Consider the following 24925-nt stretch of genomic DNA (forward strand, 5'->3'; position numbering starts at 1 on the left):
GCACTACTGTATTCTGTACACAGAATTTTGGAGGAAGCTATGACTCAGCCCACGAACGACCGCCAGCTCGCCGTACGTGCCTCTCGTGTTCTGGACCCCGCGACCGGCGAGTACTACGAGGACGCGAGCGTTGTCATCGCCGACGGCCGGATCGTGTCGGTCGTCGACACCCCGCCCGCTGAAGCCGATCTCATCGACGTGGGCCGGCTGACCCTGATGCCCGGGCTCGTCGACTGCCACACGCACATGCTGCTGCGCCCCGAGGACCAGGTGTGGCCGCCGGCGATCTTGTTCAAGACGCAGGTCTACCGGGTGATCGAGGGTGTCGCGGCGTGTGACCGCGCGCTGCAGATCGGCTTCACCAGCGCCCGGGACACCGACAACGAGCAGGTATGGCACGGCGACACCGCGCTCCGGGACGCGATCGAGGCCGGCATCATCCCCGGCCCGCGGATGGCCGTGGCGTCCGACGGCATCTCCATCACCGGCGGTGACATGCGCATCGACGACAAGGTGAACCCGGAACTCAACCTCCCCGACGTCGCCGGGATGGTGGACACCCGCGATGAGCTGATCAAGGAAGTCCGCCGTCAGATCAAGATCGGCGCGGACTGGGTCAAGATCTACGCGACCAGCACCCGCAAGGATGTCGAGCCGGAGGAGCTGGAGCCGCTGCACCAGTTCACGGAGGAGGACATCGCCGCCGTCGTCGCCGAGGCCAAGCGGTACCGGCGCGATGTCGCGGCGCACGCCTACGGCAAGGACGGCGCGCAGGCCGCGATCCGCGGCGGCGTCCGCACGCTTGAGCACGGCCCGCTGCTCACCGAGGAGGACCTGCAGGCCATGCTCGAGTTCGGCACCTTCTGGGTGCCGACGATGGGCACGTACTACAAGCGCCAGCACACCGAGTTCGACCGCCGCTTCGTCAAGCGGCACGAGGGCGCCTTCAAGCGCGGGCTCGAACTCGGTGTCAAGATCGCGTTCGGCACCGACGTCGGCTCCTTCCCGCACGGCGAGCAGATGGACGAGTTCAGCCTGATGGTGCAGTACGGCATGAAGCCGCTGGACGCGATCAGGTCGGCCACCGTGGTGGCGGCCGAGGTGCTGCGCAAGGAGGGGCAGATCGGAACCCTCGCCGCCGGCGCCCACGCCGACCTCATCGCCGTCGACGGCGACCCCCTCCAGGACATCGAGGCACTCAAGCGGGTCGGATTCGTGATGAAGGGCGGCCTGGTCCACCGGGACGACGTCGCCGCGACCGCGAAGACGCCCGAGGTGCTGTGGAAGCCGGCGCGCTGAACCCCTGGTGACGGCGGCAAGCGAGGTGGAGGGCCATGAACCGGCTGCGAAACGAACTGGTGGTGTACGCGGGTCGGCTGCGGGTGGATCCGTGGGCGCGTGACCTCGGTCCCGCGTGGCTGCTCATCCGGGACGGCCGCTTCGCGGAGATCGCACCCGGCCGGACCCGGCCGGGGGAGTGGCCCGACACCTGCGCCGGCCTGGATCTGAGCCGGGCGGTGGTGCTCCCGGGGCTGGTGGACTCCCACGTCCACCTGACCGAGTCCGGCGACGGGGCAGGCGAGGACGTCTCCGCGGCACGCACTGTCTCGGAGCGCGTGGAACTGGGCGTCAGGAACGCCCGGACCGCGTTGCGCGCGGGCATCACCACCGTCGCGGATTGTGGCGGCCCGCCGGGGGCCGTGTTCGAGGTGCGTGCCCGGGCCGCCGCCCTTCCGGACTGCGCTCGGATCCTCGTCGCGGCGGCGCCGATCACCACGGTGCGCGGCCACTCCTGGCGCTGGGGCGGTGAGGCGCCCGACGCGGCGTCCGTACGAGAGCTGGTCACGCGGTTCGCCCTCGCCGGGGCCGACTTCATCAAGGTCATGGCCTCCGGCGGGGGCACGCCCGGGGCGCCCCCATGGGAGCCGAGCTTTCCCGAGGAGTCGCTCCGCGCGGCCGTCGAGACGGCCGCGTCACTCGGCCGCCCCCTGAAGGTCCACTGCCTGTCCGCCGGTTCGATGCGGACCGCGGTCGCGGCGGGCGTCACGCTCATCGAGCACGGGAAGTTCCGTACCGCCGCCGAAGACGGAGGCGGCTTCGACGCCGCCGTCGCCTACCTGCTCGCGAAGACCGGCACTGTCATCTGCCCGACCCTGTCCGTGGGCCACCACGTCCTCGCCGCACCACCCGAGGCCTCCGGGGACGCCGCCGCGCTGTGGCGACGGCGCCACCCGTACGACCTCGAGGACTTCCGGCATCTGGTCGAAAGCGGTGTACGCATGGTGAGCGGCACGGACGCGGGCTGGCGGTTCACGCCGTTCGACGCGCTGCCCGGCGAGCTGCGGATGATGGCGGGCGCCGGGATGGCGAACCGGGAGGCCCTGGCCGCGGCGACCACCGACGCGGCCGCCGCACTCGGGATGGGAGACCGGATCGGCCGGATCGCGCCTGGCTACCAGGCGGATTTCATCGCGGCCGACGCCGATCCCGTGGACGACCTCACCGCGCTGGACCGGCTGCACGCGGTGGCGCGTGACGGGCAGGTCATCCGATGACGCGCTCCGACCCGATGGCCGTCCTGCTCGAATGGCAGGCGGCCGCGCAGGAAGCCGGTGACCCGCAGGCGGGGCTGATGGCGTTGAGCACCGTGAGCCCGGCCGGTGAGCCCAGCGTGCGCACCGTCTCGGTGAAACTGCTGGAGAGCCGCCGCATCGGCTTCGTCACCGACAGCCGATCGCCGAAAGCGCGCGACATCGCCGCCTGCCCTCGGGTGGCGATGATGTTCACCTGGCTGTCGCTGCGCCGCCAGGTCACGGTGCGCGGTGACGCGGCACCCATGAGCACGGCGGAGGCCGAACGGGAGTTCCGCCGCCGTTCCCGGCCGGCCCAGCTCGGGGCCTGGGCGAGCCACCAGTCCTCGCCGATCCCGGATCGGGGCGTACTGGACTCGGCCCTGGCCGCGGCGGCCCGCCGCTGGCCCGAGGGCGAAGCCGTTCCGGTACCTCCGTACTGGGCCGGGTACGTGATCACGCCGACGGAGATCGAGTTCCTGCAGGCGGGCCGCCCCGACCGTCTGCATGACCGCCGCCGGCATCGCCTGATCGGGGATGCGTGGGTGGGGCAGGCGCTCGGTTCCTGACCTCATCGGCCTTCGGCTCGTCAGATTGGACGGCAAAAGTGAAGCGTCGCGAATTGCTGGCAGGTTCTGTGCCCGGTGTGGTCGCTGTCGCCGCCGGCGGCTGGGCGCTGCCGGACAACGATGGCATCCGTGTCCGCGAAGTGGGCAGCTATTACGTCGGTGGTAAATCGATCACTCTGGACGACGCGGAGTCTCGGGACGCGTTCGCCGCCCAGGGGCAGCCGCCGGTGCGGGTGAACCCCAACGGGGATTTCGAGACCGGCCAGGTATACGTCCAGTACGTACGCCTCGCGCGCCCCCGCGGTTCGCTGCCGGTGCTCATGTGGCACGGCGGCGGCCTGACCGGCGCCTCCTTCGAAACCACGCCGGACGGACGGCCGGGATGGCAGCAGCACTTCCTCGCCGGCGGCCATGACGTCTACGTGGCCGACGGGTTCGGCGGTGGCCGCGCCCCGTGGCAGCGCTATCCGGAGATCTCCCCGTCAGAACCGCTGTTCCGTACCAAGCAGGAGCTCTGGGAGCTGTTCCGCATCGGCCCTCCCGGCTCGTACGCCACCGACCCGGCCAAGCGCCGGCCGTACCCTGACACGCTGTTCCCCGTCGCCGCGTTCGACGAGTTCGTCAAGCAGGTGGTGCCGCGCTTCCGCACCTACGACCAGTCCACCCAGGCCGGGTACGACGCGCTGGTCGCCAAGGTCGGGCCGAACGTGATCCTCACTCACAGCGCCGCCGGGCCGCTCGGCTTCGCCGCGACCATCGCCGCTCCCAGCCAGGTCCGCGCCCACGTCGCGATCGAGCCGTCAGGGGCTCCCGACCCCTCCACCGTGGACTTCAGCCGGCTTCGCCGGATCCCGCACCTTGTCATCTGGGGCGACCACCTCGACGCCGACGGCTCCTGGGCCGAGCTGTACGCCTCCACCAGGCGCTTCCACGACGCTCTGCGCAAGGCCGGCGGACGATCAACCTGGATCGACCTACCGGCCGAAGGCCATCGCGGCAGCTCCCACATGATCATGATGGACCGCAATTCCGACAAAGTGGCCGCCCTGATCAACTCCTGGCTGGAAGCGAACGTGAAAGGCTAGACCGCCTCTCCACCGAGTCCAGGTAGGGGTGAGCCTGCCCCTCAAACAGCGCCGTGGAAAGCCGTACGGCCGGAGCCCCTGTGTCCCGCCGTACGGCTTTCGGCTCGGAGTGTCAGGGGCGTTGGCCGAGTGAGTTCGTCCAGCCCATCTGCTGGTAGGCCACCGAAAGCTGAGGCTTGTCCCCGAGCCGCATCACCTGGTAGGCGAGGATCCTGCCGGTGTCAGGAGCGACGATCAGGCGAAACTGAGAGACGCCCTCCACGTCGGAGGCGTACCGGCTTTCGCCTTTCAGGGCGACAGCGACCCCCTGGCGGCCGAGAGGATCGGTCACCTCCCCCACCATGGTGACCCCAGGCTGGTCGGCGAGTACCTGGTAGAGAGCCGCCCTGGTGCCTGGTGTGATCGGCCCTGAGAGCAGGTCATGTGCGGTGTCCCAGACGTACTGGTGGTAGCCGCCCTGAAGCGGATTCGCCGGATCGTCGGCGTCGGCCTGATAGCCGCGCCGCAGATATTTGTCCAATGCGGCCGGCGTAGTGGGCAGTTTCGCGAGTTCGTCCATGCTCAGCCGCCGCGAACCGATCATGAACTGCAACCGTATGTTGTAGTTGTTGACTTGGGGTTCGGCGGGACCGTGGCCGAGGCGCGGCGACCCCATCTTCTTCCACACCGCCTCGTCGTCCGGCGAATCGAAGATGACCTGGTAATCGACGCCGGTTATCGTCCGAGTGCGGTCGCGTGCGTCACGCGCCAGCCAGGACTCCTGGGATGTGGCGACAGAGGCAGTGAATGGCAACGGGTTTCTCTTCCCCGCCTGGACCTTCCTGGTATCGCCCCGCTCCATCGTGTTCTCCGACTGGTCGACCCGCGTGATGGTCCGTTCGAGCGTGTACCAGTAGCGGCCGGTCGTGGCCGGCTCGCGAGCCGCGCTTTCGGCCGCGGCCAGCAGGAACGAATGGGCGTCCACCGGGGTCGCCGCCGGGGGATGAGCCGCTGTGGAGGAGGGCCGGGCGGGCGGTGTGTCCGGGGAGAGCATCGCGGGAACGACGATCGCGGCGACGGCGAGGCCGGTGACGGCCGCACCGGCGATCAGCGGAAACGGGCGGTGCCGGAACACGGTTCCACGGCCGCGGCGGGAGACTCGTGGGGTTTCGAACGCGCGGGCCAGGTCGGCTGAGCGGCGGCGCTGATAGGCGTCCTCGGCGAGGTCATCCAGCCGCGTGGGCGTGAGCCGGGCCATCACGAGGTCGGCCATGTCGGGTCCCTCGTACGGTGCGTTGCGGGAATCCATCACATCTCCTCCAGAAGCTGATTCCTAGCGACGGTCCGGTCCGGCGACATGGTCCGCATCGCCTTGCTCAGGCGGGCGCGGGCACGATGAAGACGCACGTTGTAGGTGCGGGTCGAGCAACCCATGACGGCTGCCGCCTGGTCCGGAGTGAGGCCGTGCCAGGTCGTGAGCGCCAATGCCTCCAGGTCCTTCTCGCGCAGGGAGCGCAACGCGGTGAGTGCGGTTTCCCGGTCCAGGACACGCTCGGCGACATCGCGACCCGTCTGGTCGTCGGCGGTCATGAGGGCCGCGATCCGGTCGACCAACGCGTGACGGCGGTGCTGTACGCCACGATGTTTGGCGAGCTTGTTGCGGGCGACGCCCAGTAGCCACGGAAGCGGTGGATCGGGGACGTCGTCCAGGCGTCGCCACGCGACCAGGAAGGTCTCGCTGGAGACGTCCTCCGCTGTCCCGGGTTCCGCGCGCAGCACGACGTATCCGAATACCGCCCGGTAGTGCCGGTCGTAGAGGTCCGTGAAGCGCTTGTAGGGATCGTTCACATGAGGAAGTCCCTCCCGGAGCCCTCCGATTACCGACCCCGCATCGGAAATTTCGGCACCGGCCATGGCGCGGAGGGAGGCTGGGAGCGCGATGGCGATCCGGCAGCGGTCATCGGCCGACCGGGCTCGAATGCGCCATGCGCGCCATCCTGCCCGGCCGACCGGTGGAGAGTTCGGAGATGACTACTTCGCGGTGAAGACGATCTCCACTCTCCGGTTCTTGGCGCGGTTCTCCTCGGAAGGCTTGCCGTCGACGAAGTTGGGCAGCTTGGGCCTGCTCTTGCCGAAGCCCCTGACCTGGAAGGTCACGCCGGACAACGTCCCCTGCAGAGCTTGCCGTACGGCCTGGGCCCGCTTGAGCGACAGCACCCTGTTGTAGGCGTCGCTGCCCTGGTCGTCGGTGTGTCCCTCGATCTTGACGACCCCGCCGGCGGACTCGGCCTGAATCCTCCCGGCGATCTGCCGCAGGCGCGCCTTCGCCTTGGCCGTCAGCACGGCCTTGTCGAGCGCGAACAGCACGTCGCTGGTGAGCGCCACGGTGACCTGCTCGCCCTGCTTCGACTCGCTCTCGGTGCCGTCGAGCGACTCCACCTCGGCGGTGATGTCCTCGACGGTCGCGACGACATCCTCCACCTCGGCCGTGACGTCCACCGGGTCCGCCCACGCGACGGCCGCGGGACCGGTCACGGGGCCGGCTGTCAGGGCGACCGCGACCGCCAGGACCGCGAGACGTTCAGGAAATCGGGACATCGGTGAACACACCCAGCACCTTGAGGTCCACGTTGATCTTCGTGACGTCAGGCGGCGGGGCGGCGAACGTGGCGTGCAGCGGCAGTACCTCGCCGGGCTCGGTCCACACGTCGTAGTCCGAGCACAGGCACTTGGCCTTGGTGGGAGGGGTCCCGGTACGCGCGACGGTGTACCGCTTGCCGTTGACCGGATCGACCAGGCTGATCCCCGCCACGGTGAGGCCGAGACCGGCCGGGGTGTCGCCCATGTTGCTGGACATCTCCCAGCGCGTGTCCCCCTTGTTCGTGACCGTGAAGGTCAGCGTGGACAACCGGCCCTGCCGCTTGAGCCCGGTGATCTCCACGGTCAGGTCGGCGCCGCCGGCCTTGACCTCCCTGCCAGCGATCACTGTGCCCTGCTCGGCGGGTGCGCCCGCCTGCCCGCCGGTCTCGGAGTCACCGCCGTCGCCGGTGGAGGCGGGCTCGGCGGAGTCGGCGGAATTCGCAAGCTCGACGGCCTGCTTCTCTTTCGCGACGGGTTGCTTCTCGCCGCCGCCTTGCTGCGCGGTAAGCATCCCGCAGCCGGTCAGCAGGCCCGCCAGGACCGCCGTCACCACATATCCGGCCAGCGTCGGCGTGTTCGCTTTTTGCACCCGTTTTTCACCTCAACATGTCATTAGGCGGGGCACCTTCGGGATCGGCATAGCGCGCCATATCACGGCCCCCGGTGCCATGACCGCATTTCTGGACTCTTCGGTCAGCAAGGCGATCACCGGGAGCAATTCGTCCCAGTAGCCTCAACTGCCTCATCCACCCCATTAGGGCCGATTATACAATCGTTCGCATTTTCGATACCGACAATTTGTGCACAACCGCCACGGCGGACGGGGAGAACGGCAGGTCAAGGCCCATATTCGGGAACTGGGCCGGGCGTGCGCGGGTCCGCTCGGGTCAGTGGGGCTTGCGGGCGTCGACGCGTTCGATCGCGCCCATGGTCAGGCGCTCGGTCTCCTCGATGACGACGCCGAGACCACGCAGGACGGTGACGGGGCGGCGGGTGTAGTGCTCGCCCTGCAGAGGGACGCTGACCAGATCGACGGCGTGCTGGAGCGCACGTAGTGGCCAGAAGGACGCCGCGACGTGGTCGGCCAGCAGCAGGCGTCCCCCGGGCCGCAACACGCGGAGCGCCTCGACGAGAGTGGCGCGTTCGTCGGGGACGCAGCACAGGGCGAAGGTGCTGACGACGGTGTCGAACGTCGCCGCGGGGAAGGGCAGCGCGGTCGCGTCGGCTTGGTGGAGCCGGACGGCCCGGTGGATCAGGTCCGCCTGCCGGCGTGCGGCCTGGACCATGGCGGGGCTCCAGTCAATGCCGGTCAGGTCGACGTCGCCGGGGTAGTGCCGGAGGTTGGCGCCGGTGCCGATGGCGATCTCCAGAGTGGCGCCGCGGGCCCGGCCACAGACCCAGCGGCGGCTGTCCGCCAGGAACCGGCGTTCGACCCCGGCCAACCTTCTGTCGTAGGTGGCCGCCTGCCGGTCCCAGTAGCCGACGAGTTCTCTGGATGACCGGCTCATGGTGCCGAGACCTTCGGCGGTTGGGCGCCGTGAGCGGGGGAGGCGCCGAGGATCTGCGCGAGCGCGGACTTGACGTCCTGGAGGCGGTCGGGGCCGACGATGGCACCCCAGCGGGCCTCCATGTCGGCGAAGTAGGTGGCGCTGATCTCGGCGGCGCGTGTCCCACGGTCGGCGTAGACGACAACACGGCCCCGGCCGTCGGTCGGGTCGGGGACGCGTCGCACGTAGTCGCGTTTTTCCAGGTAGCCCACGAGTTCGCTCATCGCCTGAGGGGTCATCCCGGCTCGGCGGGCCAGCGTGGTGGGCCGGGTGCCGTCGCAGTCCATGAACCGGAACACGTTCAGGCAATGGGTGGGGCGTAGATCCTCGTATCCGCTCTCGACAAGGCGGTGGTAGAGCTCGTCGAGGATCAGGTTGAACGCCTGACCGATGAGCTGCGGCAGGAACGGCACCGCACTTGTAGATCCTTCGGCCACCTTATAACCTCACCTTCTTAGGTTGCCTGACTATTTTACGACGTAACCGAAGGAGGCGCCATGCCCCAGCCCCGCCCTTGTCGCCGTTCCGAGGGCGACGCCCATCATGGGATGCCCTCGCCGACGTCCCGGCGTTCGCCGGGGAGGGGGAGTAGCCATGACCTGGCGTAAGGCCGCGAGGATCGTCGGCGGTACGGTCCTGACCCTGCTTGGCCTGTTGTGGACTCTTCAGGGGGCCGACCTGGTACGGATTCGGCCCATCCTGTGCGTCGCCGAGTGCCGACCCGTCACCGGTGGATCGCCCGTCTGGCTGGCCATCGGCGTGGTCGCCGTCGTTGTCGGGCTCTGGGTGCTGGGTGCGCCGCGGCGGCGACGCGTGAAGCCCAAACGGTGATCGCCGCGCCCTTCGGGGCGTCGGTTCGCCTCGAGCGCACCGCGTGGCCGGGCACCGAAACGATCCGGACAGGCGCGGGTGGGGGCCGGGGTGCGGCACCGGCCGCCCCGATCACTCGGGCCAGGCGGAGTTCTTGATGACCTCGACGAAGTCGATGTGCCGATATCCGGGGACGAAGTGTTCGAGCACGTCGGCGTTCACCGTGCCGAAGGTCGTGTCCGGGCGGTGTTCGAACCCCTCCTTGAACGCCTGAAGAATCTCCCGCTTGAAGTCGGGCCGCGGATGCGCGGCCGTCACGGCGTCGAGTTCCTCCCGGCTCAGGTTGTCCAGGCGCATGCCGAGCACGTCGGTCTCCACACCCGCGGTGGTCGCGGCGATCTCCGGGGCCATCTTGTACGGGACCTCGGGCGTGGTGTGGAGGGCGATCGCCGTCCACACGAGATCGGCGTCGGCTTCCGAGAAGCCGTGGGAGCGGAGGAACGCGCGCGCCTGGTCGGCCCCGTCAAGTTCGAAACGCTGATCGTCGCTCCGGCAGGGCGGTACGAGACCCGTGTCGTGGAAAAGGGCCGCGACGTAGAGGAGTTCCGGATCGGGGGCGATCCCGAGGGCGCGGGCTTGCAGGACGCCGAACAGGAACACCCGGCGCGAGTGGTGGAAGAGGAGCGGGGTCGTCGTCTCCCGGACGAGCGACGTCGCTTCGGCGGCGATCGGGCTGTCGGGGATGGCGACCCCGGCGATCATCTCGGACACGGGCGGCTCCCATCGAGAACGGTCGTGACGCCCCAAGACCATGGAGCTGCCAGATAATCCGAGAGATGGATACCCTTCACACCGCCGGTTAGGGCCAACGATGCTTGATCATCGCCACCCATCCGATCGCGTCGGAGACCGGGCCGAGGTGGCGGGCGACCTGAGCCGGATGGGTGAGCTTTGGGTGGTGCCCCGCGCCGGCGGTCTCCCGGGAGCCCGATGGCGTGTCTCGCGGTCGTCAGCGCATCCCGCTAGTTCTTCCGCAGCCTCCGGTAATGGCGGATCAGGCGGTTGGTCGACGAGTCGTGGGCGAGTTCGGGCTCGGTATCGGCCGTCAGCTCGGGTGCGATCTGCCCCGCGAGTACTTTGCCGAGCTCGACGCCCCACTGGTCGAAGGAGTCGATCCCCCAGATCGTTCCCTGGGTGAACACGCTGTGCTCGTACAGCGCCACGAGAGTGCCGAGCCGGTGCGGGGTGAGCCGTTCGGCGAGCAGCACGTTGGTGGGATGGTTGCCCTGCATGACCCGATGCGGCACGACGTCCGGCGCGGTGCCCTCGGCCCGCACCTCCTCCTCGGTCCGGCCGAAGGCGAGTGCCTGTGCCTGCGCGAAGACGTTCGCCGACAACAGGTCATGGTGGTCGCGCAACGGGTTGAGGCTCTTGGCGAAGCCGATCAGGTCGAGCGGGATCAGCCGCGTGCCCTGGTGGATCAGCTGGTAGAAGCTGTGCTGGCCGTTCGTGCCCGGCTCACCCCAGTAGACCGGGCCGGTGTCGTAGTCGACGACGCGGCCGTCACGGCTGACATGTTTGCCGTTCGACTCCATCGTCAGCTGCTGCAGATAAGCGGGGAACCGCGTCAGATACTGCTCGTACGGCATGACGCCGATGGTCTGGGCCCCGAAGAAGTTCACGTACCACACGGTGAGCAGCCCCAGCAGCACCGGCAGGTTCGCCTCGAGCGGGGCCGTGCGGAAGTGCTCGTCCATCTCATGGAAGCCCTCGAGCAGCTCACCGAAATGCTCGGGGCCGATCGCGATCATCGTCGACAGTCCGACGGCGGAGTCCATCGAGTAACGGCCGCCGACCCAATCCCAGAAGCCGAACATGTTCGCGGGGTCGATGCCGAACTCCGCGACGCGCGCGGCGTTGGTCGAGACCGCGACGAAATGGTGGGAGACCGCGCTTTCGTCGCCCAGCTGGCCGATCACCCAGTCGCGCGCCGAACGGGCGTTGGTGAGGGTCTCCAGCGTGCCGAACGTCTTGGAACAGACGATGAACAGCGTCTCGTCGGCGAACAGGTCGTGGGTCGCCTCGGCGAAATCGGTGGGGTCGACGTTGGAGATGAATCGGAACCCCAGATCACGCCGGCTGTAGTGGCGCAGTGCCTCGTAGGCCATGACCGGCCCGAGATCGGAGCCGCCGATGCCCACGTTGACGATGTTCTTGATCGGCTTGCCGGTATATCCCTTCCACTGCCCGGACCGAACCTGCCGGGCGAAGGCCGTCATCCGGTTGAGGACGTCATGGACCTCCGCGACGACGTCGGCACCGTCGACGACGAGCGAGGCGCCTTCCGGCATCCGCAGCGCGACGTGGAGCACCGGCCGATGCTCGGAGGTGTTGATCGGTTCGCCGCGGAACATCATGTCCCGGCGCTGCTCAAGCCCCGATTCCCGGGCGAGCTCGACCAGCAGGCGCATCGTCTCGTCGGTGACGCGGTTCTTCGAGTAGTCCAGGTACAGTCCGGTGGCCTCGGCGCACATGCGCTCGCCACGGTCGGGGTCCTTGGCGAACAGCTCACGCAGGTGCCGCCCGCCGATGTCGGTGTGGTGCTGCTCGAGCGCCTTCCACGAGGCTCGGTCACGGAGCGGGACGGTCGGCATCGGTTCCTCCGATGATCGGCGAGACGGAGATGGTCGCCTGCATACATTCCCCCTTTCGGCGGCCACGCGTTCGCGGGCGACCTCCGACACGCGTTCGGGGGCGAACCTGATTCACGGTCAGGCACGTACGTATGTGGGGATCCAGCGGCCGTCGCCGGTGAGGCGGTCGGCGCTGGACGGCCCCCACCCGCCGCGCTCGTACGGCTCTGGTGGCGTCTCGAAGCCGAGGATGGGATCGACGATGCGCCATTCCTCTTCCACGGTGTCCTGGCGGGCGAAGTGGCGGGGGTCGCCGGAGAGCGCGTCCGTGATGATTCGTTCGTAAGCGCTTTCCGGTTGCCCCTGCTGCGCCTCGAAGTCGACCGACACCGGCACCTCCCGCATCGCGTCGGCCTCACCCGGAGCCTTGGCGAGCAGGTCGAGGGTGACCCCGGGGTTGGGGTCCAGCCTGAACCGGACGATGTTGGGGCGCGGTCGGCCGGCGTCGGCGGACAAGAACAACATGCAGGGCGGACAGCGAAGCCGGACGGCGACCTCGGTGCTGGTGACCGCGAGTGCCTTACCCGTCCTGATCAGGAACGGAACGTCGACCCAGCGCCAGTTGTCGACCCACAGCCGCACCGCGGCGTAGGTTTCGGTGGTCGACCCGGCGGCCACCCCCGGCGTATCGAGATAGCCGGCGTATTGGCCTCGGACGACATCATCGGGCTCGATCGGCCGTATCGCGCGCATCAGCCGACGTTTCTCATCGCGTTCGGTCTCGGCGCTGCTGTCGGCCGGAGGATCCATCGTCAAGTACGCCAGGACCTGCAGCAGATGGTTCTGGACGACGTCGCGGACGGCACCCACCGCGTCGTAGAACGCCCCGCGGCCGGCGACGTCGAACGCCTCGGCCATCGTGATCTGCATGGTGGCGACATGGTCGCGGTTCCAGATGGGCTCCAGCAGGGTGTTGGCGAAGCGGAACATCATGAGGTTCTGGACCGGCTCCTTGCCAAGGAAATGATCGACGCGAAGCAGCCGGTCCTCCGGGAAGTAGCGGTGCAGGTGCGTATTGAGCCGCCGCGCGGAGGCCAGGTCTTCACCGAATGGTTTCTCCACCACCAGCCGGCCCCTGGCGTTCAGGCCCGAGGCGCCCAAGCGTTCGGCTATCGGCGCGAACAGTGGGGGTGGCACGGCCAGATAGTGGACGGCGAATGTCTCGCCGGCGAGTCGCCGCGCGAGTTCGGTGTAGACCTCCGGTCCGGTCACGTCGCCGTGGACCAGCGCCAGCCTGTCGGCGAGTGCGCCGAACACGTCCTCGTCGACCCGCCCGTAAGCGGTCGCGACGCTGTCGTGGACGTGGTTCCGCAGCGTGGCGATGTCCAGATCGCGGCGAACCATGCCGATAACCGGAACGTCGAGTACACCGCGGGCGGTGAGCCTGTACAGCGCCGGAATGATCATCTTTCTGGCGAGATCGCCGGTGATGCCGTACAGCACCAGGACCTGCCCCCGCGGTACGTTCATGGTGCCCCCACTCGGTCCCACGGACGCCTGCCCGGGCGGGGAATGCCACGCCCGACCGACCGCGGGACGCTACGCGAACCTCACCGGCCGTACTCCTCCGGCAGGTCAGATCTCGTTCACGACGGTCGGGAACGGCGGGATGGCGTGCTTCGCGGCGTTCTTCCCGACGGGCCCGGCACCTATCACGATTACGTGGAAAACGTCGGTTCCGTCCGCCGTCGGCACTCCCGCTGTGTGACCAGCGTGCGTCGAATCAGTCTTTCACCAGCTCGGGCGGTAACACGGAAAGCCATGGGCAAGGGCGAATGCCTCGATCACCGGGCTGTCTGTCTGGTTCTCTGGTCACGGGTGCGCGATCGGACGCCTTGCGGAAATTTTTGGGTAGGCCGCGCGGCTTCCGCGTCCGGCCGCCCGGCTGCCCGGCTGCCCGGCTGCCCGGCTGCCCGGCTCGAGCGTAGTTAGTGCGGGTGAGCTGTGGGTATCTGTGCGGATGCGCCCGAAACGGTGGGTGCGCACGGCACCTCCTGCGCCACGGCGGCGCCCGGCCGGCGGGAGCCCCGGTAGGCCAGTGAGGAGTGCCTGATGCCATCGACGAAGCGCGCCACAGGCGGTCTGCGCAGCCAGGCCTGGTGGGACAACGCCGGCAATCCGGAGATGACGGCTCTTTATCTCGAACGCTTTCTCAACTTCGGGCTGACCCCGGCGGAACTCCAGTCGGGCCGACCGATCATCGGCATCGCCCAAACGGGGAGCGACCTCGTTCCCTGCAACCGCCACCACCTCGCCCTCGCCGACCGGGTCAGGGACGGGATCCGCGACGGCGGTGGCATCCCGTTCGAGTTTCCCGTCCATCCGCTGCAGGAGACCGGTAAACGCCCGACTGCCGCGCTCGATCGCAACCTCGCCTACCTCGGGCTGGTCGAGGTGCTCTACGGATATCCACTCGACGGGGTCGTCCTCACGACAGGCTGTGACAAGACCACGCCCGCGTGCCTCGCCGCGGCGGCGACGGTGAACATCCCGGCGATAGTCCTGTCCGGAGGGCCGATGCTCAACGGCTATCACCATGGCAAGCGGACCGGCTCATCAGGTTCGGGGCTGGTGATCTGGCAGTCGAAGCGGCTGCTCGCCAGCGGGGAGATCGACTACGACGAGTTCATGGCGCGCGTGGCCGCTTCCGCGCCCAGCGTCGGTCACTGCAACACGATGGGCACCGCACTGTCGATGAACAGCCTGGCCGAGGCCTTGGGGATGTCCCTGCCAGGCTGCGCGGCGATCCCGGCCCCCTATCGCCAGCGGGCGCAGATGGCCTACGAGACAGGCCGCCGAGCGGTAGCCCTCGTGCGCGAGGACCTCACCCCGCGCAAGATCATGACCCCGCGGGCTTTCGAGAACGCGATCGTGGTCGCCTCGGCCATCGCCGCCTCGACCAACGTGCCCATCCACATCAACGCCATCGCGCGTCACGTCGGGGTGCCCCTGTCCCTCCAGGACTGGCAGCGAGTCGGAGCCGACATCCCGGTACTGGCGAACGTCGCCCCCGCCGGCGAGTTCCTCGGTGAGGACTTCTACCGCGCCGGCGGCGTCCCCGCCATCATGCGGTCGTTGCTGACGGCAGGGCGCCTGCACGGCGACGTCGTGACCGTCTCCGGCCGTACCGTGGCCGAGAACCTGGCCGATGTCCCGCCCGCCGACCCGACGGTCATCCGTCCCTTCGACGAGCCGCTCGCCGCGCGGGGCGGACTTCTCGTCATGACCGGCAACCTTTTCGACTCCGCGGTCATGAAGACCTCGGTCATCAACGACGATTTCCGCGCCCGCTATCTGCCGCATCCCGGCGCTCCGCAGGTGTTCGACCTTCGGGCCGTCGTCTTCGACGGGCCTGAGGACTACCACGCCCGGATCCAGGATCCCGAGCTGGACATCGACGAGAACTGCATTCTCGTCATCCGCTACACCGGGCCGATCGGCTACCCGGGATCGGCCGAGGTCGTGAACATGGAGGTCCCCACCGCGCTGCTCCGGCTCGGCGTCATCTCGCTGCCCACGCTCGGTGACGGCCGCCAGAGCGGCACCTCGGACGCGCCGTCCATTCTCAACGCCAGCCCCGAGGCCGCGGTCGGCGGCAATCTCGCCATTCTGCGCACCGGGGACCGCATCCGTATCGACATGGACAACACGCGCGTCGACGTCCTCCTGCCGGATGAGGAGATCGCCGCGCGGTGGGCCCGATACACACCGCCGGTGTTCGAGAACCAGACACCGTGGCAGGAGATCTACCGCTCCACGGTCGGGCAGTTGGACACCGGAGGCTGCCTGGAGCTCGCCCTGTCGTACCAGGATCTCGTCCACACCAAGGGGATCCCCCGTGACTCGCACTGACGCCAGAGGGACGATCCTGATCGCCGACTTCGACTTCGGCGACGTGGACATCGAACGCGCGATTATCGAGGGCGCCGGGTTCGAGCTCCTCGCCGCACAGTGCAAGAGCGAGGACGAGGTGATCGAAAAGGGCCGGGACGTCGATGGCGTCCTGACCCAGTACGCGCGGGTCGGTTCCCGCGCCATCGACGCGTTCACCCGTTGTCAGGTGATCGCCCGCTACGGCACGGGCGTGGACATCGTCGACGTCGACGCCGCCACCCGACGGGGCATCCAGGTCACGAACGCGCCGAACGAGTGGTGCGCCGACGAGGTCGCCGATCACGCCGTCGCGCTCTGGTTGGCCGCCGCCCGCAAGATCTGCGCATACGACCGAGCGACCCGGCAGGGCACATGGCGGTGGCAGAGCGGAGAGCCGATCTGGCGGCTGAGGGGACGGGTGTTCGGGCTGCTGTCATTCGGCTCCATCGCCCAGCTCGTCGCCGAACGCGCGAGGGCGTTCGGCGTCGAGGTCTGGGCGCACGACCCGTTTCTCGACGAGTCCGAGATCCGATCGTGCCAGGTGCGGCCGGTGACCTTCGACGAGCTCGTGGAAGGTGCCGACTACCTGGTGGTCCAGGCGCCGCTCACCCCGCAGACCCACCACACCTTCGACCGTGCGACGCTCCGCAGGATGAAGCCGACCGCCATCCTCGTCAACACCGCGCGCGGCCCGATCGTGGAGGATACGGCGCTCTACCAGGCACTCACCGAAGGATGGATCGCCGGCGCGGCACTGGACGACCTTGAGGAGGAGCCCGCGAAGCAACGCGACTGGCACCCGCACAATCCGCTCCTCACGCTGCCCAACGTGATCGTCACCCCGCACGCCGCCTACTACTCCGAGCAGTCCATCACGATGGTGCGTCACATCGCCGCCGAAGAGGCCGTGCGGGTTCTGACCGGGCAACCGGCCCGTTGGCCGGTCAACGACGTGACGGCCGGCTCCCGTCCGTAAGAATCTGGTTGAGGTAGTGTCCGGCCTGCCGATGACCGCCATCGGGAAGAATCTGAAGCGCGAGCTCGCCCAACCCCCCACCAGACTCGACCTCAGAAGGCGGAACATGCCGAACTTCTCCGACTTCAACCTGAACATCTACCTGAACGGCTTGAACGGCGAGAAGCCGAGGTATCCGGTCACCTGCGGCGATCTCGAGGCGCTCGCGGCGGAGAAGCTCGACCCGGTCCTCTACGACTACGTCGCCGGTGGTGCCGGCGACGAGGCGACCCAGCGCGGCAACGTCACCGCGTTCGAGCGCTGGGGCATCGTGCCGCGGATGCTCTCCGGCGCCGCCGAGCGCGACCTGTCCGTCGAGCTGTTCGGCCGTCGCTACCCGACGCCGCTGATGATGGCGCCGATCGGAGTAGTCGGCATCATGCATGAGAGCCGGCACGGCGACCTCGAAGTGGCGAAGGCGGCGGCCGTGACCGGCGTCCCCGTGATCGCCTCCACGCTCACCCAGGACCCGATGGAGGACGTGGCGGCCGCGCTGGGTGACACCCCGGGCTTCTACCAGCTCTACACGCCCAATGACCGCGAGCTCGCGGAGAGCTTCGTGCGCCGGGCCGAGGCCGCCGGGTACGCCGGCATCGTGGTCACGCTCGACACCTGGTCCCTGGGCTGGCGCCCGCGCGACCTCCGGCACGCCTCGATGCCCCAGCTGCAGGGGCTGTGCCTGGCCAACTACTTCAGCGACCCCGTTTTCCGGAGCCGGCTGGAGAAGACGCCGGAGAAGGACCCCGCCGCCGCGACGTTCGCCTGGGCCCTCACGTTCGGCAATCCGGCCCTGTCCTGGGACGACCTGGCCTGGCTGCGCGGCCTCACCGGCCTGCCGCTGCTCCTCAAAGGCATCTGCCACCCCGACGACGTACGTCGGGCGCGCGACGGAGGCGTCGACGGCATCTACTGCTCCAACCACGGCGGCCGGCAGGCGGCCAGCGCGCCCGCGCTCGACTTCCTGCCCGCCGTCGTCGCCGCGGCCGAGGGCATGCCGGTCATCTTCGACTCAGGCGTGCGTACCGGTGTCGACGTGGTCAAGGTCCTGGCGCTGGGTGCCACCGCGGTCGCGGTCGGCCGCCCCTACGGCTGGGGCATCACGCTGGGCGGTGCCGCGGGCGCGGAGCACGTGCTGCGCTGCCTGCTCGCCGAGGCCGACCTGACGATGGGACTCAACGGCTACCGGTCGATCGCCGACCTGAGCCCCGACGTACTGGTGCGGGTGCCCTGACCGGGCAGTCTGCGTCCCCGAGTGCGTACGTGCGTGGCGTCGTGAGCGGCCACCCGCTCACGACGGGTGGACTGCGGCCGTTCCCGCTTCCTCGCCCACGTGGAACCCATCCCTGCTGAGTTAGTCACCCGACTAAATGTAGACGAGAGGCCGCCCGGCATGTATGGTTTTCCCATAAGTCAGTCAACTAACTAACTCAGGAGCGAGTTCCATGATCGTCGTGACGGGTGCCACCGGAAAAGTCGGGCACGAGCTGGTCCGCCTGCTCAGCGAGGCGGAGGAGCAGGTGACCGGACTCTCCCGGCAGCCGGCGCCGCTTCCGGAGGGGGTCCGGCACAGCCCGGCCGACCTGGCCGAGCCCGCCAGCCTGAAGGAGGCCTTCGAGGGGGCCGAAGCATTGTTCCTGCTTGTCGCGGGGGAGGACCCGCGGGCCATCCTCGACATGGCCAAGGCGGGCGGGATTCGGCGAGTGGTGCTGCTGTCCTCCCAAGGCGCGGGAACCCGGCCGCAGGCTTACCGCCACGCCGCCGCCTTCGAGGACGCCGTCCGCGGTTCGGGGCTGGACTGGACGATCCTGCGGCCGGGCGGTTTCACCTCCAATGCCTTCGCCTGGGCGGAGCAGATTCGCGCGGACCGTACGGTCGCCGCCCCGTTCGGCGACGTCGGGCTGCCGACCATCGATCCGGCCGACATCGCCGAGGTCGCGGCCGTGATCCTGCGAGAAGCCGGACATGCCGGACGTACGTATGAGCTGACCGGCCCGGGGCCGGTCACCCCGCGCGAGCGTGCCGCGATGATCGGGGAGGCGTTGGGCGCGGCGGTGCGATTCGTCGAGCAGACGCGCGAGGAGGCACGCACGCAGATGCTGCAGTTCATGCCCGAACCGATCGCGGAGGGCACCCTGGCCATCCTGGGCGAGCCGACCGCCGCCGAGCAGAAGGTCAGCCCGGACGTGCAGCGGATCCTCGGCCGCGCGCCGCGCACCTTCGCCGACTGGGCGGCGCGGAACATCGCCGCCTTCCGATGATCGGTCTGCCGAGCTCGGCGGAGGCGTTCCTGACCGAGCCGCGCGTGGCCATCTTGACCACGTTGCGACCGGACGGCTCCCCGCACCTGGTGGCGGTGCGCTTCACCTGGGACGCCGCCGCGGCTCTGCTCCGAGTCCTGACCGTCGCCTCCTCGCGCAAGGCCCGTAACGTGGCCGTCCGCCCGGGCGGACGTGCCGCACTCTGTCAAGCCGAGGGATTTCGCTGGGTCACCCTCGAAGGCGCCGCCACCGTGTCCAGCGATCCGCGGAGGGTAGCCGTGGCCGCCCGCCGCTACACCCGGCGCTACGGTTCACCGCCTCCCGACCCGCCGGGCCGGGTCGTGCTTGAGATCGCGGTGGACCGGACGATGAAACTCAACACGTGAACGGATTTTCGTTATGCCTGTCCAGCATGTGCTCGACTCCACGATGTTCTATCGAGAGCTCGGCGCCGGTCCGCCGATGGTCTTCCTGCACGGCAACCCGACCTCCTCCCACCTGTGGCGGCATGTCCTGCCCGCCGTCGGCTCAGGCCGCCGTCTGGCTCCCGACCTGATCGGCATGGGGGAGTCGGGGAAACCCGCCATCGACTACACCTTCGCCGACCACGCCCGCTATCTGGACGCCTGGTTCGACGCCCTCGAACTCGACGACGTGGTGCTCACCGGTCACGACTGGGGAGGCGCCCTGGCCTTCGACTGGGCCGCCCGTCACCCCGGTCGGGTGCGTGGCATCGCCTTCACCGAGACCATCGTCAAGCCGATGTCCTGGGAGGAGTTCCCCGAGGGCGGTCGTCAGATGTTCCAGGCGATCAAGGCCGACGGCGTGGGGGAGGCCATGATCCTCGACGAGAACGCCTTCATCGAGCAGGCCCTGCCTGGCACTGTCGCCAAGCCGCTCACCGAGGAGGACTTCGCGGCGTACCGCCGGCCGTACCCCACCAGGGAAAGCCGCCTGCCGCTGCTGCAGTGGCCGCGGTCGATGCCGCTGGGCGGGGACCCCGCCGACGTCGTCGCCAGAGTCGAGGCCTACGACCAGTGGCTGGCCACCAGCGCCGAGGTGCCGAAGCTGCTGGTCACCTTCCGGCCCGGCCCCGGCACCATGATGGGCCCCGAGCTGATCGAGTGGTGCGCGGACAACATCGCCGGCATTGAGATCTCACGATATGAGGCGATCGCCGGTCACCACACTCCGGAGGATCAGCCCCAGGCCATCGCGGCGGCCGTCGCCGACTGGGCGGACGAACACCGGCTCCGTTGATCTCCCGGCCCGCCCCGCCTCGATCGGCAGTGTGGGCGCGTCGCCCGGGCTCAGGCTCGTCGGACCCGCCCAGGTCGCGCCGGAGAGGAGCTGTGCCGGCCCGTCAGAGCGCGCTGACCGCCCGCAGGGCGTGCAGAACCCCGGATGGCTATGGCGATGCGATGGTGTCGCCGGCCATTCCCGCCTGCGGGCCGGGGCCGGTGGCGACGGTCGTCAGGTCGCCGGTCGTGGCGGGACCGGGCCCGTCGGTTCGAGGTAGGGGCCGAGGAGCAGGGTCAGCTGCTCGCGGACGCGTTCGGCCGGGCTGCCGTCACCCGACAGGCCCCAGGCGATGAGTGCTCCGTTGTAGGCGGCGTGAATCGCCCGCGACAGTCGGCTGAGATCACCTTTGATGAGCTCGCCGGCGGTTTGGCCCGCGGCCAGGGCGTCTGCGATCGCGCGTTCGACGGCAGCGGCGTAGTCGCGGCTGATCTGTCGGAACTGCGGGTCGGACATGTCCAGCAACAGGAACGCCAGGTGGTTGGCGAACTCCTCGGAGCTGCGGATGGTGCCGGCCACCTCGGCGAGAATCTCGATCAGAGTCGCGGCGGGGGCGCTCGCGTCCTTGGCGCCGGCCACCCGACGGGGCAGGGCATCGGCTCCGTGAGCGGCCACCGCCAGCAGGACGCCGCGTTTGGAACCGAAGCGCTGCACCAAGGTGGCCGCGGACAATCCGACCTCACGACCCACCTCGGCCAGCGTCAGGCGTGCTGGACCCACACGTGCGATCACGCGTGCGGCGCCGGCGAGAACCTGTTCGTCACTGACTGTTCTCGGTCGTCCCATCGTCATGGATACATACTAAATGAATATTCGTTTAGTATGTACTCCACGTCGTCGCAGAGGAGATGACCATGACGTCTGACTCACTCCGACCTTCTCGGGAGACCTCGCTGATGGAGCCACCTCTGGCCGGAAAGGTCGCCCTTGTCGCCGGCGCCACACGTGGCGCGGGGCGGGGCATCGCGCTGGAGCTTGGCACCGCCGGTGCCACCGTCTACGTCACCGGCCGATCCACGCGCTCCGCCCGGTCCGACCTCGATCGCCCGGAGACGATCGAGGAGACCGCCGAGCTGGTCACCAAGGCCGGCGGCACCGGCATCGCCGTCCGCTGCGACCACACCCGCCCCGCCGAGGTCGCCGCTGTCATCGAGCGGGTGCGCACCGATCACGGTCGGCTGGACCTGCTGATCAATGACGTGTGGGGCGGCGACCCGCTCACCGAGTGGGGAACCCCGTTCTGGCAGCTCGACCTGGCCAAGCTCCAGGTGCTGTGGGAACGCGCCGTCCTCACGCACCTGATCACCAGCCAGCAGGCGGTGCCTCTCATGCGGGAACACGCCGGCGGCCTCATCGTCGAGGTGACCGACGGCGACGGCGTCCACTACCGAGGGAACCTGGCCTACGACATGGTGAAGACCGCCGTCAATCGTCTGGCGCTGGCGCAGGCCGAAGAGCTTCGCCCGCACGGAATCACCGCCCTCGCTGTCACTCCCGGGTTCCTGCGCTCGGAGGCCATGCTTGACGGGTTCGGCGTCACCGAGGCCAACTGGCGCGACGCCGGCCGGCAGGATCCGCACTTCCTGGCCTCGGAGACCCCCCGTTTCATCGGCCGCGTCATTGCCGCCCTCGCCGCCGATCCCCAGGTCGACCGCAGAAGCGGGCACGTGTTGACGTCCTGGGATCTCGCCGAGGAGTACAACGTGTTCGACGTCGACGGCAGCCGCCCACACTGGGGCCGCCATTTCACCGAAAACGTTCTCAACGCACCCGTCTGATCCGGCGGCCCCGCATGCCGGTGCACTCCGGCCTGCCCGACAACGATCACGTCAGGGGCTCGACAGCAAAACCATTGAGATCGCCCAGGGGCGGCCCTCCTGATGCCCCGACCACCGCGGCGGGCGTCCTTCGCTGACATGCGAAGGCGCATTCCGGCATCCGATGCATATCCCTGCTCGTACGGTGCCGGACATGCGTCAATCAGGGTTAGTCAACTGGGAAGGAGAAGTAAAGCCACTCGTTGTAAAAGGACCCGAAGTGGTCCTGCCAGTCGGCGCGTACGGACGCGAGCCACTCATCGTTGTCGCCGGCGAGTGCCGCTTCGGCCTGGGCCACGGCAGCGGGGATGTCGTGGGCGACCAGATCGCGCACCTCCTGCTCGGGATCACTGTCGCTGAGCGAGATGATCTCTCCGGTCTCCAGCAGAAAGAACTTTCCCCGCTGCTTGTCCAGGTGGGCCATGGTCTTGTCGACGCATGCGGCGAAGTCGCGGTCGGCGAGTCCCTGGCCCACTAACCGCAGGAGGTCTCCGAGCAGGCTCGCGCCACCGGCGAAATCCGCGGCGATGCCGATGCGCGGGTTCCAGATCGTGGACGGAACGACAGCTGTCTCACGTCCGACCAGCAACTTGTGCGCGAGCGGGATGCTCCAATTGTGCTCAGAGATGCACCGGACCGGCTTCGGAATGCCTTCCACGCTGGGCAGCGAGTCCGCGGAGTAAAGGTAGGAGCGGTTAGCCATGGCCGCGACCATAACAGCGCCGGCCGACAGGAAACGTGCCGTCCCGGCGCCCGGCCGTGGCCGGCAGGGTGTCTCCCGGGATCCGGCGGCGGACCCCACCTGCGCGCCCTCCTGCACGAACATGCCGGGTACGGACACCTGGCTTGATGTCCGTACCATTCCGGCCTCAACTTCGGAACGGGCCGGCAGTACCGCGCCTGCGAACATCCGCCGCTGTCTCGTGCGGGACGCGCTCCGTCGTCAGCGGTCACCCTGCGGTTTGCGCCATGTCATGATCGCGGTCGCCGGAAGGTACTCGGCGAAGCCTCTGTCGGGTGATGCCTTCTGCAAGAGTGCCCGCAGGTCCTGTTCGAAATCCGCCACCCTTTCTCCGAAAAGGTGTGGGGCGGAGTCGGATCGAGAGAAAACCCACGCTATGACGTCGTCCACGGATCGTTCGACCAGCTGTCCGGCCGGAACGGTGTGCCGTTCGACGTTCTCGAATCCTGCCCGCGCGAGGACCAGGTCCTCCCTGCCCGGCGTGCCGTTGGGAAGTGTTCCCCGGCCCGCGCGGCGGACCGGGCCGAGATACCGCCGCACCAGTTCGCGGATCTCGTCGTACGGCGGAACCGGATGCGAGACCGGTCGCGGCTGCTGGATTGATTCTCCGAACTGGTCCTTGAGTTCGCTCATATGGATGAACGCGCCACCGGGCTCCAGCATCGAAAGCACGGTCGCGGCGACCCGATCCCGGTCCATCCAGTGGAACGACTGGGCGAACAGCACGGCCCGGAACTCGCCCAGCCCGGCGGGCAGATCTTCGGCACGGGCAGCCACCCAGCGTGTGTTCGCCACCCCGCGGCGCGCCGCCTGCCGCTCCGCCTCGGCCAGCATGTCCTGGTCCGGGTCGAGGCCGACCACCTCGGCGAAGAGCGGTGCCAGAGCAAGGGACACGATCCCCGGACCGCAGCCGACATCGAGGAGCCTCCCGTCACCGTCCAGGCCGAGGACCTTGGCCAGGGTCTCGACGAAGCCCGGAGCGTACGGAAGACGCCCGCGCTCGTAATAGGCGGAAGCGCCCTTGAACAGGGAACCGTCCCACTGAACCTTTCTCGGTAACGTCGCCTGACTCTTTGTGATCTCCGTTCAGGCGGTGCGTCCGTGCTCAACCTGGAGCAGGACGAGGGCTGCGCGGGCGATCCGGGTGATCGCGGCGGGGTCGAGGCTGACCCGGCGCAGAGTCTTGAAGGTGACCTTCAGCAGCGCGTTCGCTCGTTCGGCTACACCGTGAACGCCCCGGATGAGTTGGTTGAACGCCTTGGCGTCCCCGGCGAGTTCGCCGCCCTTGGGCTTCTTGACCGGATGGCGCAGGCCCGGACCCGCGTTCTCGTAGCCGAGGTCGGTCAGCGTGGGAACGCCGAGGGTGTCGGCGAGCCGGTTGAGGGTGTCGAGGAGTCCGTGGGCGCGAGCACACGTGATGTCGTGTTCGCGACCAGGCCGGACCGGGGAGACCCACAGGGGCCATCCATCCGGCGCGGAGATGACCTGCACGTTTCCGCCGTGGTGTTTGTGCTTTCCGGACCACCACAGGTCCGCGCCGTTTGGTCCGGGGGTGGCTACGCGGTCGGTGCGCACCACCGTGCCGTCCAGATTCAGGTGCGTGTAGCCGGCGCGGGCGGCGCGCTCCAGCGCGGTGGACAGGTCGGGGGCGTGGTCGGCGAGCACGGTCAGGCCCTCGTGGAGGTAGCGGTAGGCGGTCGGAACGGAGATGGCGTTGTCCCGGGCGAGTTGAGCGATCCGGGTGCCGTCGACGAACCAGCGCAGGATGAGTATGGCCTGCTTGAACGGCCCCAGGGCGCGGGTGTCCTTCCGGGTGCCGAGGCGGGTGCGGTGTTCCTTGAGCAGCCGGGCGAGGAACTCGGCGGTCTCCTTGTTGACGTCGAGCACAGCGGTGTAGGTGATACTGGATGACACGTGAAGCCTCTGCGGAACTGGATCTTGGTCGACCTGTTCCTACCAGGGGCTTCACTCATGTCGCATGTCCGCTCGCGATCACACTCCGCACATGTGTTGTTGCCGAGAAGGGCT

The 24925-nt window shown here is 68.8% G+C and carries 25 protein-coding genes; 12 read left to right on the forward strand and 13 right to left on the reverse strand.

Going from position 1 to position 24925, the window contains the following annotated elements; all coding sequences use genetic code 11:
* Positions 1–39 precede the first annotated feature (39 nt).
* From AWQ71_RS24555 to AWQ71_RS24570, 4 genes are read left to right on the forward strand one after another with little or no spacing between them, the layout of a single operon-like run.
* Entirely contained in the window at positions 40–1299 is a 1260-nt protein-coding gene (locus tag AWQ71_RS24555) for a metal-dependent hydrolase family protein (RefSeq protein WP_067137157.1), read from the forward strand.
* Positions 1300–1334: 35 nt separating this feature from the next.
* Entirely contained in the window at positions 1335–2555 is a 1221-nt protein-coding gene (locus AWQ71_RS24560) for an amidohydrolase family protein (protein WP_067137158.1), read from the forward strand.
* Positions 2552–3139, forward strand: a complete 588-nt coding sequence (locus AWQ71_RS24565) for a pyridoxine/pyridoxamine 5'-phosphate oxidase (protein ID WP_067137160.1) — start codon at positions 2552–2554, stop codon at positions 3137–3139. The genes AWQ71_RS24560 and AWQ71_RS24565 overlap by 4 nt, the downstream gene beginning before the upstream one ends.
* A 53-nt stretch (positions 3140–3192) precedes the next feature.
* A complete protein-coding gene (locus tag AWQ71_RS24570; protein ID WP_067137162.1) occupies positions 3193–4224 on the forward strand; it encodes an alpha/beta hydrolase in 1032 nt (343 codons plus the stop codon).
* A gap of 112 nt (positions 4225–4336) precedes the next feature.
* Here AWQ71_RS24570 and AWQ71_RS24575 read toward each other — a convergent pair whose 3' ends face one another.
* The 6 genes from AWQ71_RS24575 to AWQ71_RS24600 all read right to left on the reverse strand — a co-directional run bounded on the left by AWQ71_RS24575 (position 4337) and on the right by AWQ71_RS24600 (position 8827).
* Positions 4337–5476: a CU044_5270 family protein gene (locus AWQ71_RS24575; protein WP_157570537.1), complete on the reverse strand. Its 1140-nt coding sequence runs from the start codon at positions 5474–5476 to the stop codon at positions 4337–4339.
* 35 nt (positions 5477–5511) lie between these two features.
* Positions 5512–6051, reverse strand: a complete 540-nt coding sequence (locus AWQ71_RS24580; protein ID WP_067137166.1) for an RNA polymerase sigma factor — start codon at positions 6049–6051, stop codon at positions 5512–5514.
* 183 nt (positions 6052–6234) lie between these two features.
* Positions 6235–6801: an OmpA family protein gene (locus AWQ71_RS24585; RefSeq protein WP_067137168.1), complete on the reverse strand. Its 567-nt coding sequence runs from the start codon at positions 6799–6801 to the stop codon at positions 6235–6237.
* Positions 6785–7432, reverse strand: a complete 648-nt coding sequence (locus AWQ71_RS24590; protein ID WP_245658446.1) for a hypothetical protein — start codon at positions 7430–7432, stop codon at positions 6785–6787. The genes AWQ71_RS24585 and AWQ71_RS24590 overlap by 17 nt, the downstream gene beginning before the upstream one ends.
* Before the next feature lie 298 nt (positions 7433–7730).
* A complete protein-coding gene (locus AWQ71_RS24595) occupies positions 7731–8351 on the reverse strand; it encodes a class I SAM-dependent methyltransferase (RefSeq protein ID WP_067137169.1) in 621 nt (206 codons plus the stop codon).
* Positions 8348–8827 (reverse strand): MarR family winged helix-turn-helix transcriptional regulator, encoded by a 480-nt coding sequence (locus AWQ71_RS24600; protein ID WP_067137170.1) that lies wholly within the window; start codon positions 8825–8827, stop codon positions 8348–8350. The genes AWQ71_RS24595 and AWQ71_RS24600 overlap by 4 nt, the downstream gene beginning before the upstream one ends.
* Positions 8828–8984: 157 nt before the next feature.
* On the opposite strand from AWQ71_RS24600, the gene AWQ71_RS24605 reads away from it, so the two are divergent.
* Positions 8985–9221, forward strand: a complete 237-nt coding sequence (locus tag AWQ71_RS24605) for a hypothetical protein (RefSeq protein ID WP_067137171.1) — start codon at positions 8985–8987, stop codon at positions 9219–9221.
* Between the two features lie 111 nt (positions 9222–9332).
* On the opposite strand, the gene AWQ71_RS24610 is transcribed toward AWQ71_RS24605, so the two are convergent.
* The 3 genes from AWQ71_RS24610 to zwf form a co-directional block, all read right to left on the reverse strand.
* The gene (locus AWQ71_RS24610; protein ID WP_245658449.1) at positions 9333–9962 is read right to left on the reverse strand and encodes an HD domain-containing protein; all 630 of its coding nucleotides are present in this window, start codon (positions 9960–9962) and stop codon (positions 9333–9335) included.
* A 260-nt stretch (positions 9963–10222) separates the two neighbouring features.
* On the reverse strand, positions 10223–11854 hold the full coding sequence (gene pgi, locus AWQ71_RS24615) for a glucose-6-phosphate isomerase (RefSeq protein WP_067137173.1): 1632 nt from the start codon (positions 11852–11854) through the stop codon (positions 10223–10225).
* Positions 11855–11971: 117 nt separating this feature from the next.
* Positions 11972–13363, reverse strand: a complete 1392-nt coding sequence (zwf, locus tag AWQ71_RS24620; RefSeq protein ID WP_067137174.1) for a glucose-6-phosphate dehydrogenase — start codon at positions 13361–13363, stop codon at positions 11972–11974.
* 582 nt (positions 13364–13945) lie between these two features.
* Between zwf and AWQ71_RS24625 the strand changes: the two genes are divergently transcribed.
* From AWQ71_RS24625 to AWQ71_RS24650, 6 genes are all read left to right on the forward strand, one after another.
* Positions 13946–15745, forward strand: coding sequence for an IlvD/Edd family dehydratase (locus tag AWQ71_RS24625; protein ID WP_067137175.1), 1800 nt, complete (start codon positions 13946–13948; stop codon positions 15743–15745).
* The gene (locus AWQ71_RS24630; protein WP_067137176.1) at positions 15732–16742 is read left to right on the forward strand and encodes a C-terminal binding protein; all 1011 of its coding nucleotides are present in this window, start codon (positions 15732–15734) and stop codon (positions 16740–16742) included. Before AWQ71_RS24625 ends, AWQ71_RS24630 begins: the two co-directional genes overlap by 14 nt.
* Positions 16743–16848: 106 nt before the next feature.
* Positions 16849–18012, forward strand: coding sequence for an alpha-hydroxy-acid oxidizing protein (locus tag AWQ71_RS24635; RefSeq protein WP_067137204.1), 1164 nt, complete (start codon positions 16849–16851; stop codon positions 18010–18012).
* A gap of 211 nt (positions 18013–18223) precedes the next feature.
* Positions 18224–19039, forward strand: a complete 816-nt coding sequence (locus AWQ71_RS24640) for an NAD(P)H-binding protein (RefSeq protein WP_067137177.1) — start codon at positions 18224–18226, stop codon at positions 19037–19039.
* Positions 19036–19425, forward strand: a complete 390-nt coding sequence (locus tag AWQ71_RS24645; RefSeq protein ID WP_067137178.1) for a pyridoxamine 5'-phosphate oxidase family protein — start codon at positions 19036–19038, stop codon at positions 19423–19425. Before AWQ71_RS24640 ends, AWQ71_RS24645 begins: the two co-directional genes overlap by 4 nt.
* A gap of 13 nt (positions 19426–19438) precedes the next feature.
* Positions 19439–20299, forward strand: a complete 861-nt coding sequence (locus tag AWQ71_RS24650) for a haloalkane dehalogenase (protein ID WP_067137179.1) — start codon at positions 19439–19441, stop codon at positions 20297–20299.
* A 213-nt stretch (positions 20300–20512) separates the two neighbouring features.
* On the opposite strand, the gene AWQ71_RS24655 is transcribed toward AWQ71_RS24650, so the two are convergent.
* Positions 20513–21130, reverse strand: a complete 618-nt coding sequence (locus tag AWQ71_RS24655; protein WP_067137180.1) for a TetR/AcrR family transcriptional regulator — start codon at positions 21128–21130, stop codon at positions 20513–20515.
* Between the two features lie 104 nt (positions 21131–21234).
* Between AWQ71_RS24655 and AWQ71_RS24660 the strand changes: the two genes are divergently transcribed.
* Positions 21235–22116 (forward strand): SDR family oxidoreductase, encoded by an 882-nt coding sequence (locus AWQ71_RS24660; RefSeq protein WP_067137181.1) that lies wholly within the window; start codon positions 21235–21237, stop codon positions 22114–22116.
* A gap of 208 nt (positions 22117–22324) precedes the next feature.
* Here the strand turns inward: AWQ71_RS24660 and AWQ71_RS24665 are convergent, their stop codons facing one another.
* From AWQ71_RS24665 to AWQ71_RS24675, 3 genes are all read right to left on the reverse strand, one after another.
* Positions 22325–22981 carry a DUF7822 domain-containing protein gene (locus AWQ71_RS24665; protein WP_218001941.1) on the reverse strand — a complete coding sequence of 219 codons (657 nt, stop codon included), beginning with the start codon at positions 22979–22981 and terminating at the stop codon, positions 22325–22327.
* Between the two features lie 117 nt (positions 22982–23098).
* Entirely contained in the window at positions 23099–23977 is an 879-nt protein-coding gene (locus tag AWQ71_RS24670; protein ID WP_067137182.1) for a class I SAM-dependent methyltransferase, read from the reverse strand.
* Positions 23978–23983: 6 nt separating this feature from the next.
* The gene (locus AWQ71_RS24675; RefSeq protein ID WP_067137183.1) at positions 23984–24811 is read right to left on the reverse strand and encodes an HARBI1 family protein; all 828 of its coding nucleotides are present in this window, start codon (positions 24809–24811) and stop codon (positions 23984–23986) included.
* Positions 24812–24925 lie beyond the last annotated feature (114 nt).

This window comes from Microtetraspora malaysiensis (assembly GCF_001528665.1).
GTDB lineage: Bacteria > Actinomycetota > Actinomycetes > Streptosporangiales > Streptosporangiaceae > Microtetraspora_A > Microtetraspora_A malaysiensis.

Excerpts from the sequence above, each read along its gene's own strand:
- AWQ71_RS24555 (WP_067137157.1), top strand. The coding sequence starts at position 40 with ATGACTCAGCCCACGAACGACCGCCAGCTCGCCGTACGTGCCTCTCGT.
- AWQ71_RS24560 (WP_067137158.1), top strand. The coding sequence starts at position 1,335 with ATGAACCGGCTGCGAAACGAACTGGTGGTGTACGCGGGTCGGCTGCGG.
- AWQ71_RS24565 (WP_067137160.1), top strand. The coding sequence starts at position 2,552 with ATGACGCGCTCCGACCCGATGGCCGTCCTGCTCGAATGGCAGGCGGCC.
- AWQ71_RS24575 (WP_157570537.1), bottom strand. The coding sequence starts at position 5,476 with ATGGCCGACCTCGTGATGGCCCGGCTCACGCCCACGCGGCTGGATGAC.
- AWQ71_RS24585 (WP_067137168.1), bottom strand. The coding sequence starts at position 6,801 with ATGTCCCGATTTCCTGAACGTCTCGCGGTCCTGGCGGTCGCGGTCGCC.
- AWQ71_RS24595 (WP_067137169.1), bottom strand. The coding sequence starts at position 8,351 with ATGAGCCGGTCATCCAGAGAACTCGTCGGCTACTGGGACCGGCAGGCG.
- AWQ71_RS24605 (WP_067137171.1), top strand. The coding sequence starts at position 8,985 with ATGACCTGGCGTAAGGCCGCGAGGATCGTCGGCGGTACGGTCCTGACC.
- AWQ71_RS24610 (WP_245658449.1), bottom strand. The coding sequence starts at position 9,962 with ATGATCGCCGGGGTCGCCATCCCCGACAGCCCGATCGCCGCCGAAGCG.
- pgi (WP_067137173.1), bottom strand. The coding sequence starts at position 11,854 with ATGCCGACCGTCCCGCTCCGTGACCGAGCCTCGTGGAAGGCGCTCGAG.
- zwf (WP_067137174.1), bottom strand. The coding sequence starts at position 13,363 with ATGAACGTACCGCGGGGGCAGGTCCTGGTGCTGTACGGCATCACCGGC.
- AWQ71_RS24625 (WP_067137175.1), top strand. The coding sequence starts at position 13,946 with ATGCCATCGACGAAGCGCGCCACAGGCGGTCTGCGCAGCCAGGCCTGG.
- AWQ71_RS24635 (WP_067137204.1), top strand. The coding sequence starts at position 16,849 with ATGCCGAACTTCTCCGACTTCAACCTGAACATCTACCTGAACGGCTTG.
- AWQ71_RS24640 (WP_067137177.1), top strand. The coding sequence starts at position 18,224 with ATGATCGTCGTGACGGGTGCCACCGGAAAAGTCGGGCACGAGCTGGTC.
- AWQ71_RS24645 (WP_067137178.1), top strand. The coding sequence starts at position 19,036 with ATGATCGGTCTGCCGAGCTCGGCGGAGGCGTTCCTGACCGAGCCGCGC.
- AWQ71_RS24650 (WP_067137179.1), top strand. The coding sequence starts at position 19,439 with ATGCCTGTCCAGCATGTGCTCGACTCCACGATGTTCTATCGAGAGCTC.
- AWQ71_RS24655 (WP_067137180.1), bottom strand. The coding sequence starts at position 21,130 with ATGACGATGGGACGACCGAGAACAGTCAGTGACGAACAGGTTCTCGCC.
- AWQ71_RS24660 (WP_067137181.1), top strand. The coding sequence starts at position 21,235 with ATGGAGCCACCTCTGGCCGGAAAGGTCGCCCTTGTCGCCGGCGCCACA.
- AWQ71_RS24665 (WP_218001941.1), bottom strand. The coding sequence starts at position 22,981 with ATGTTCGTGCAGGAGGGCGCGCAGGTGGGGTCCGCCGCCGGATCCCGG.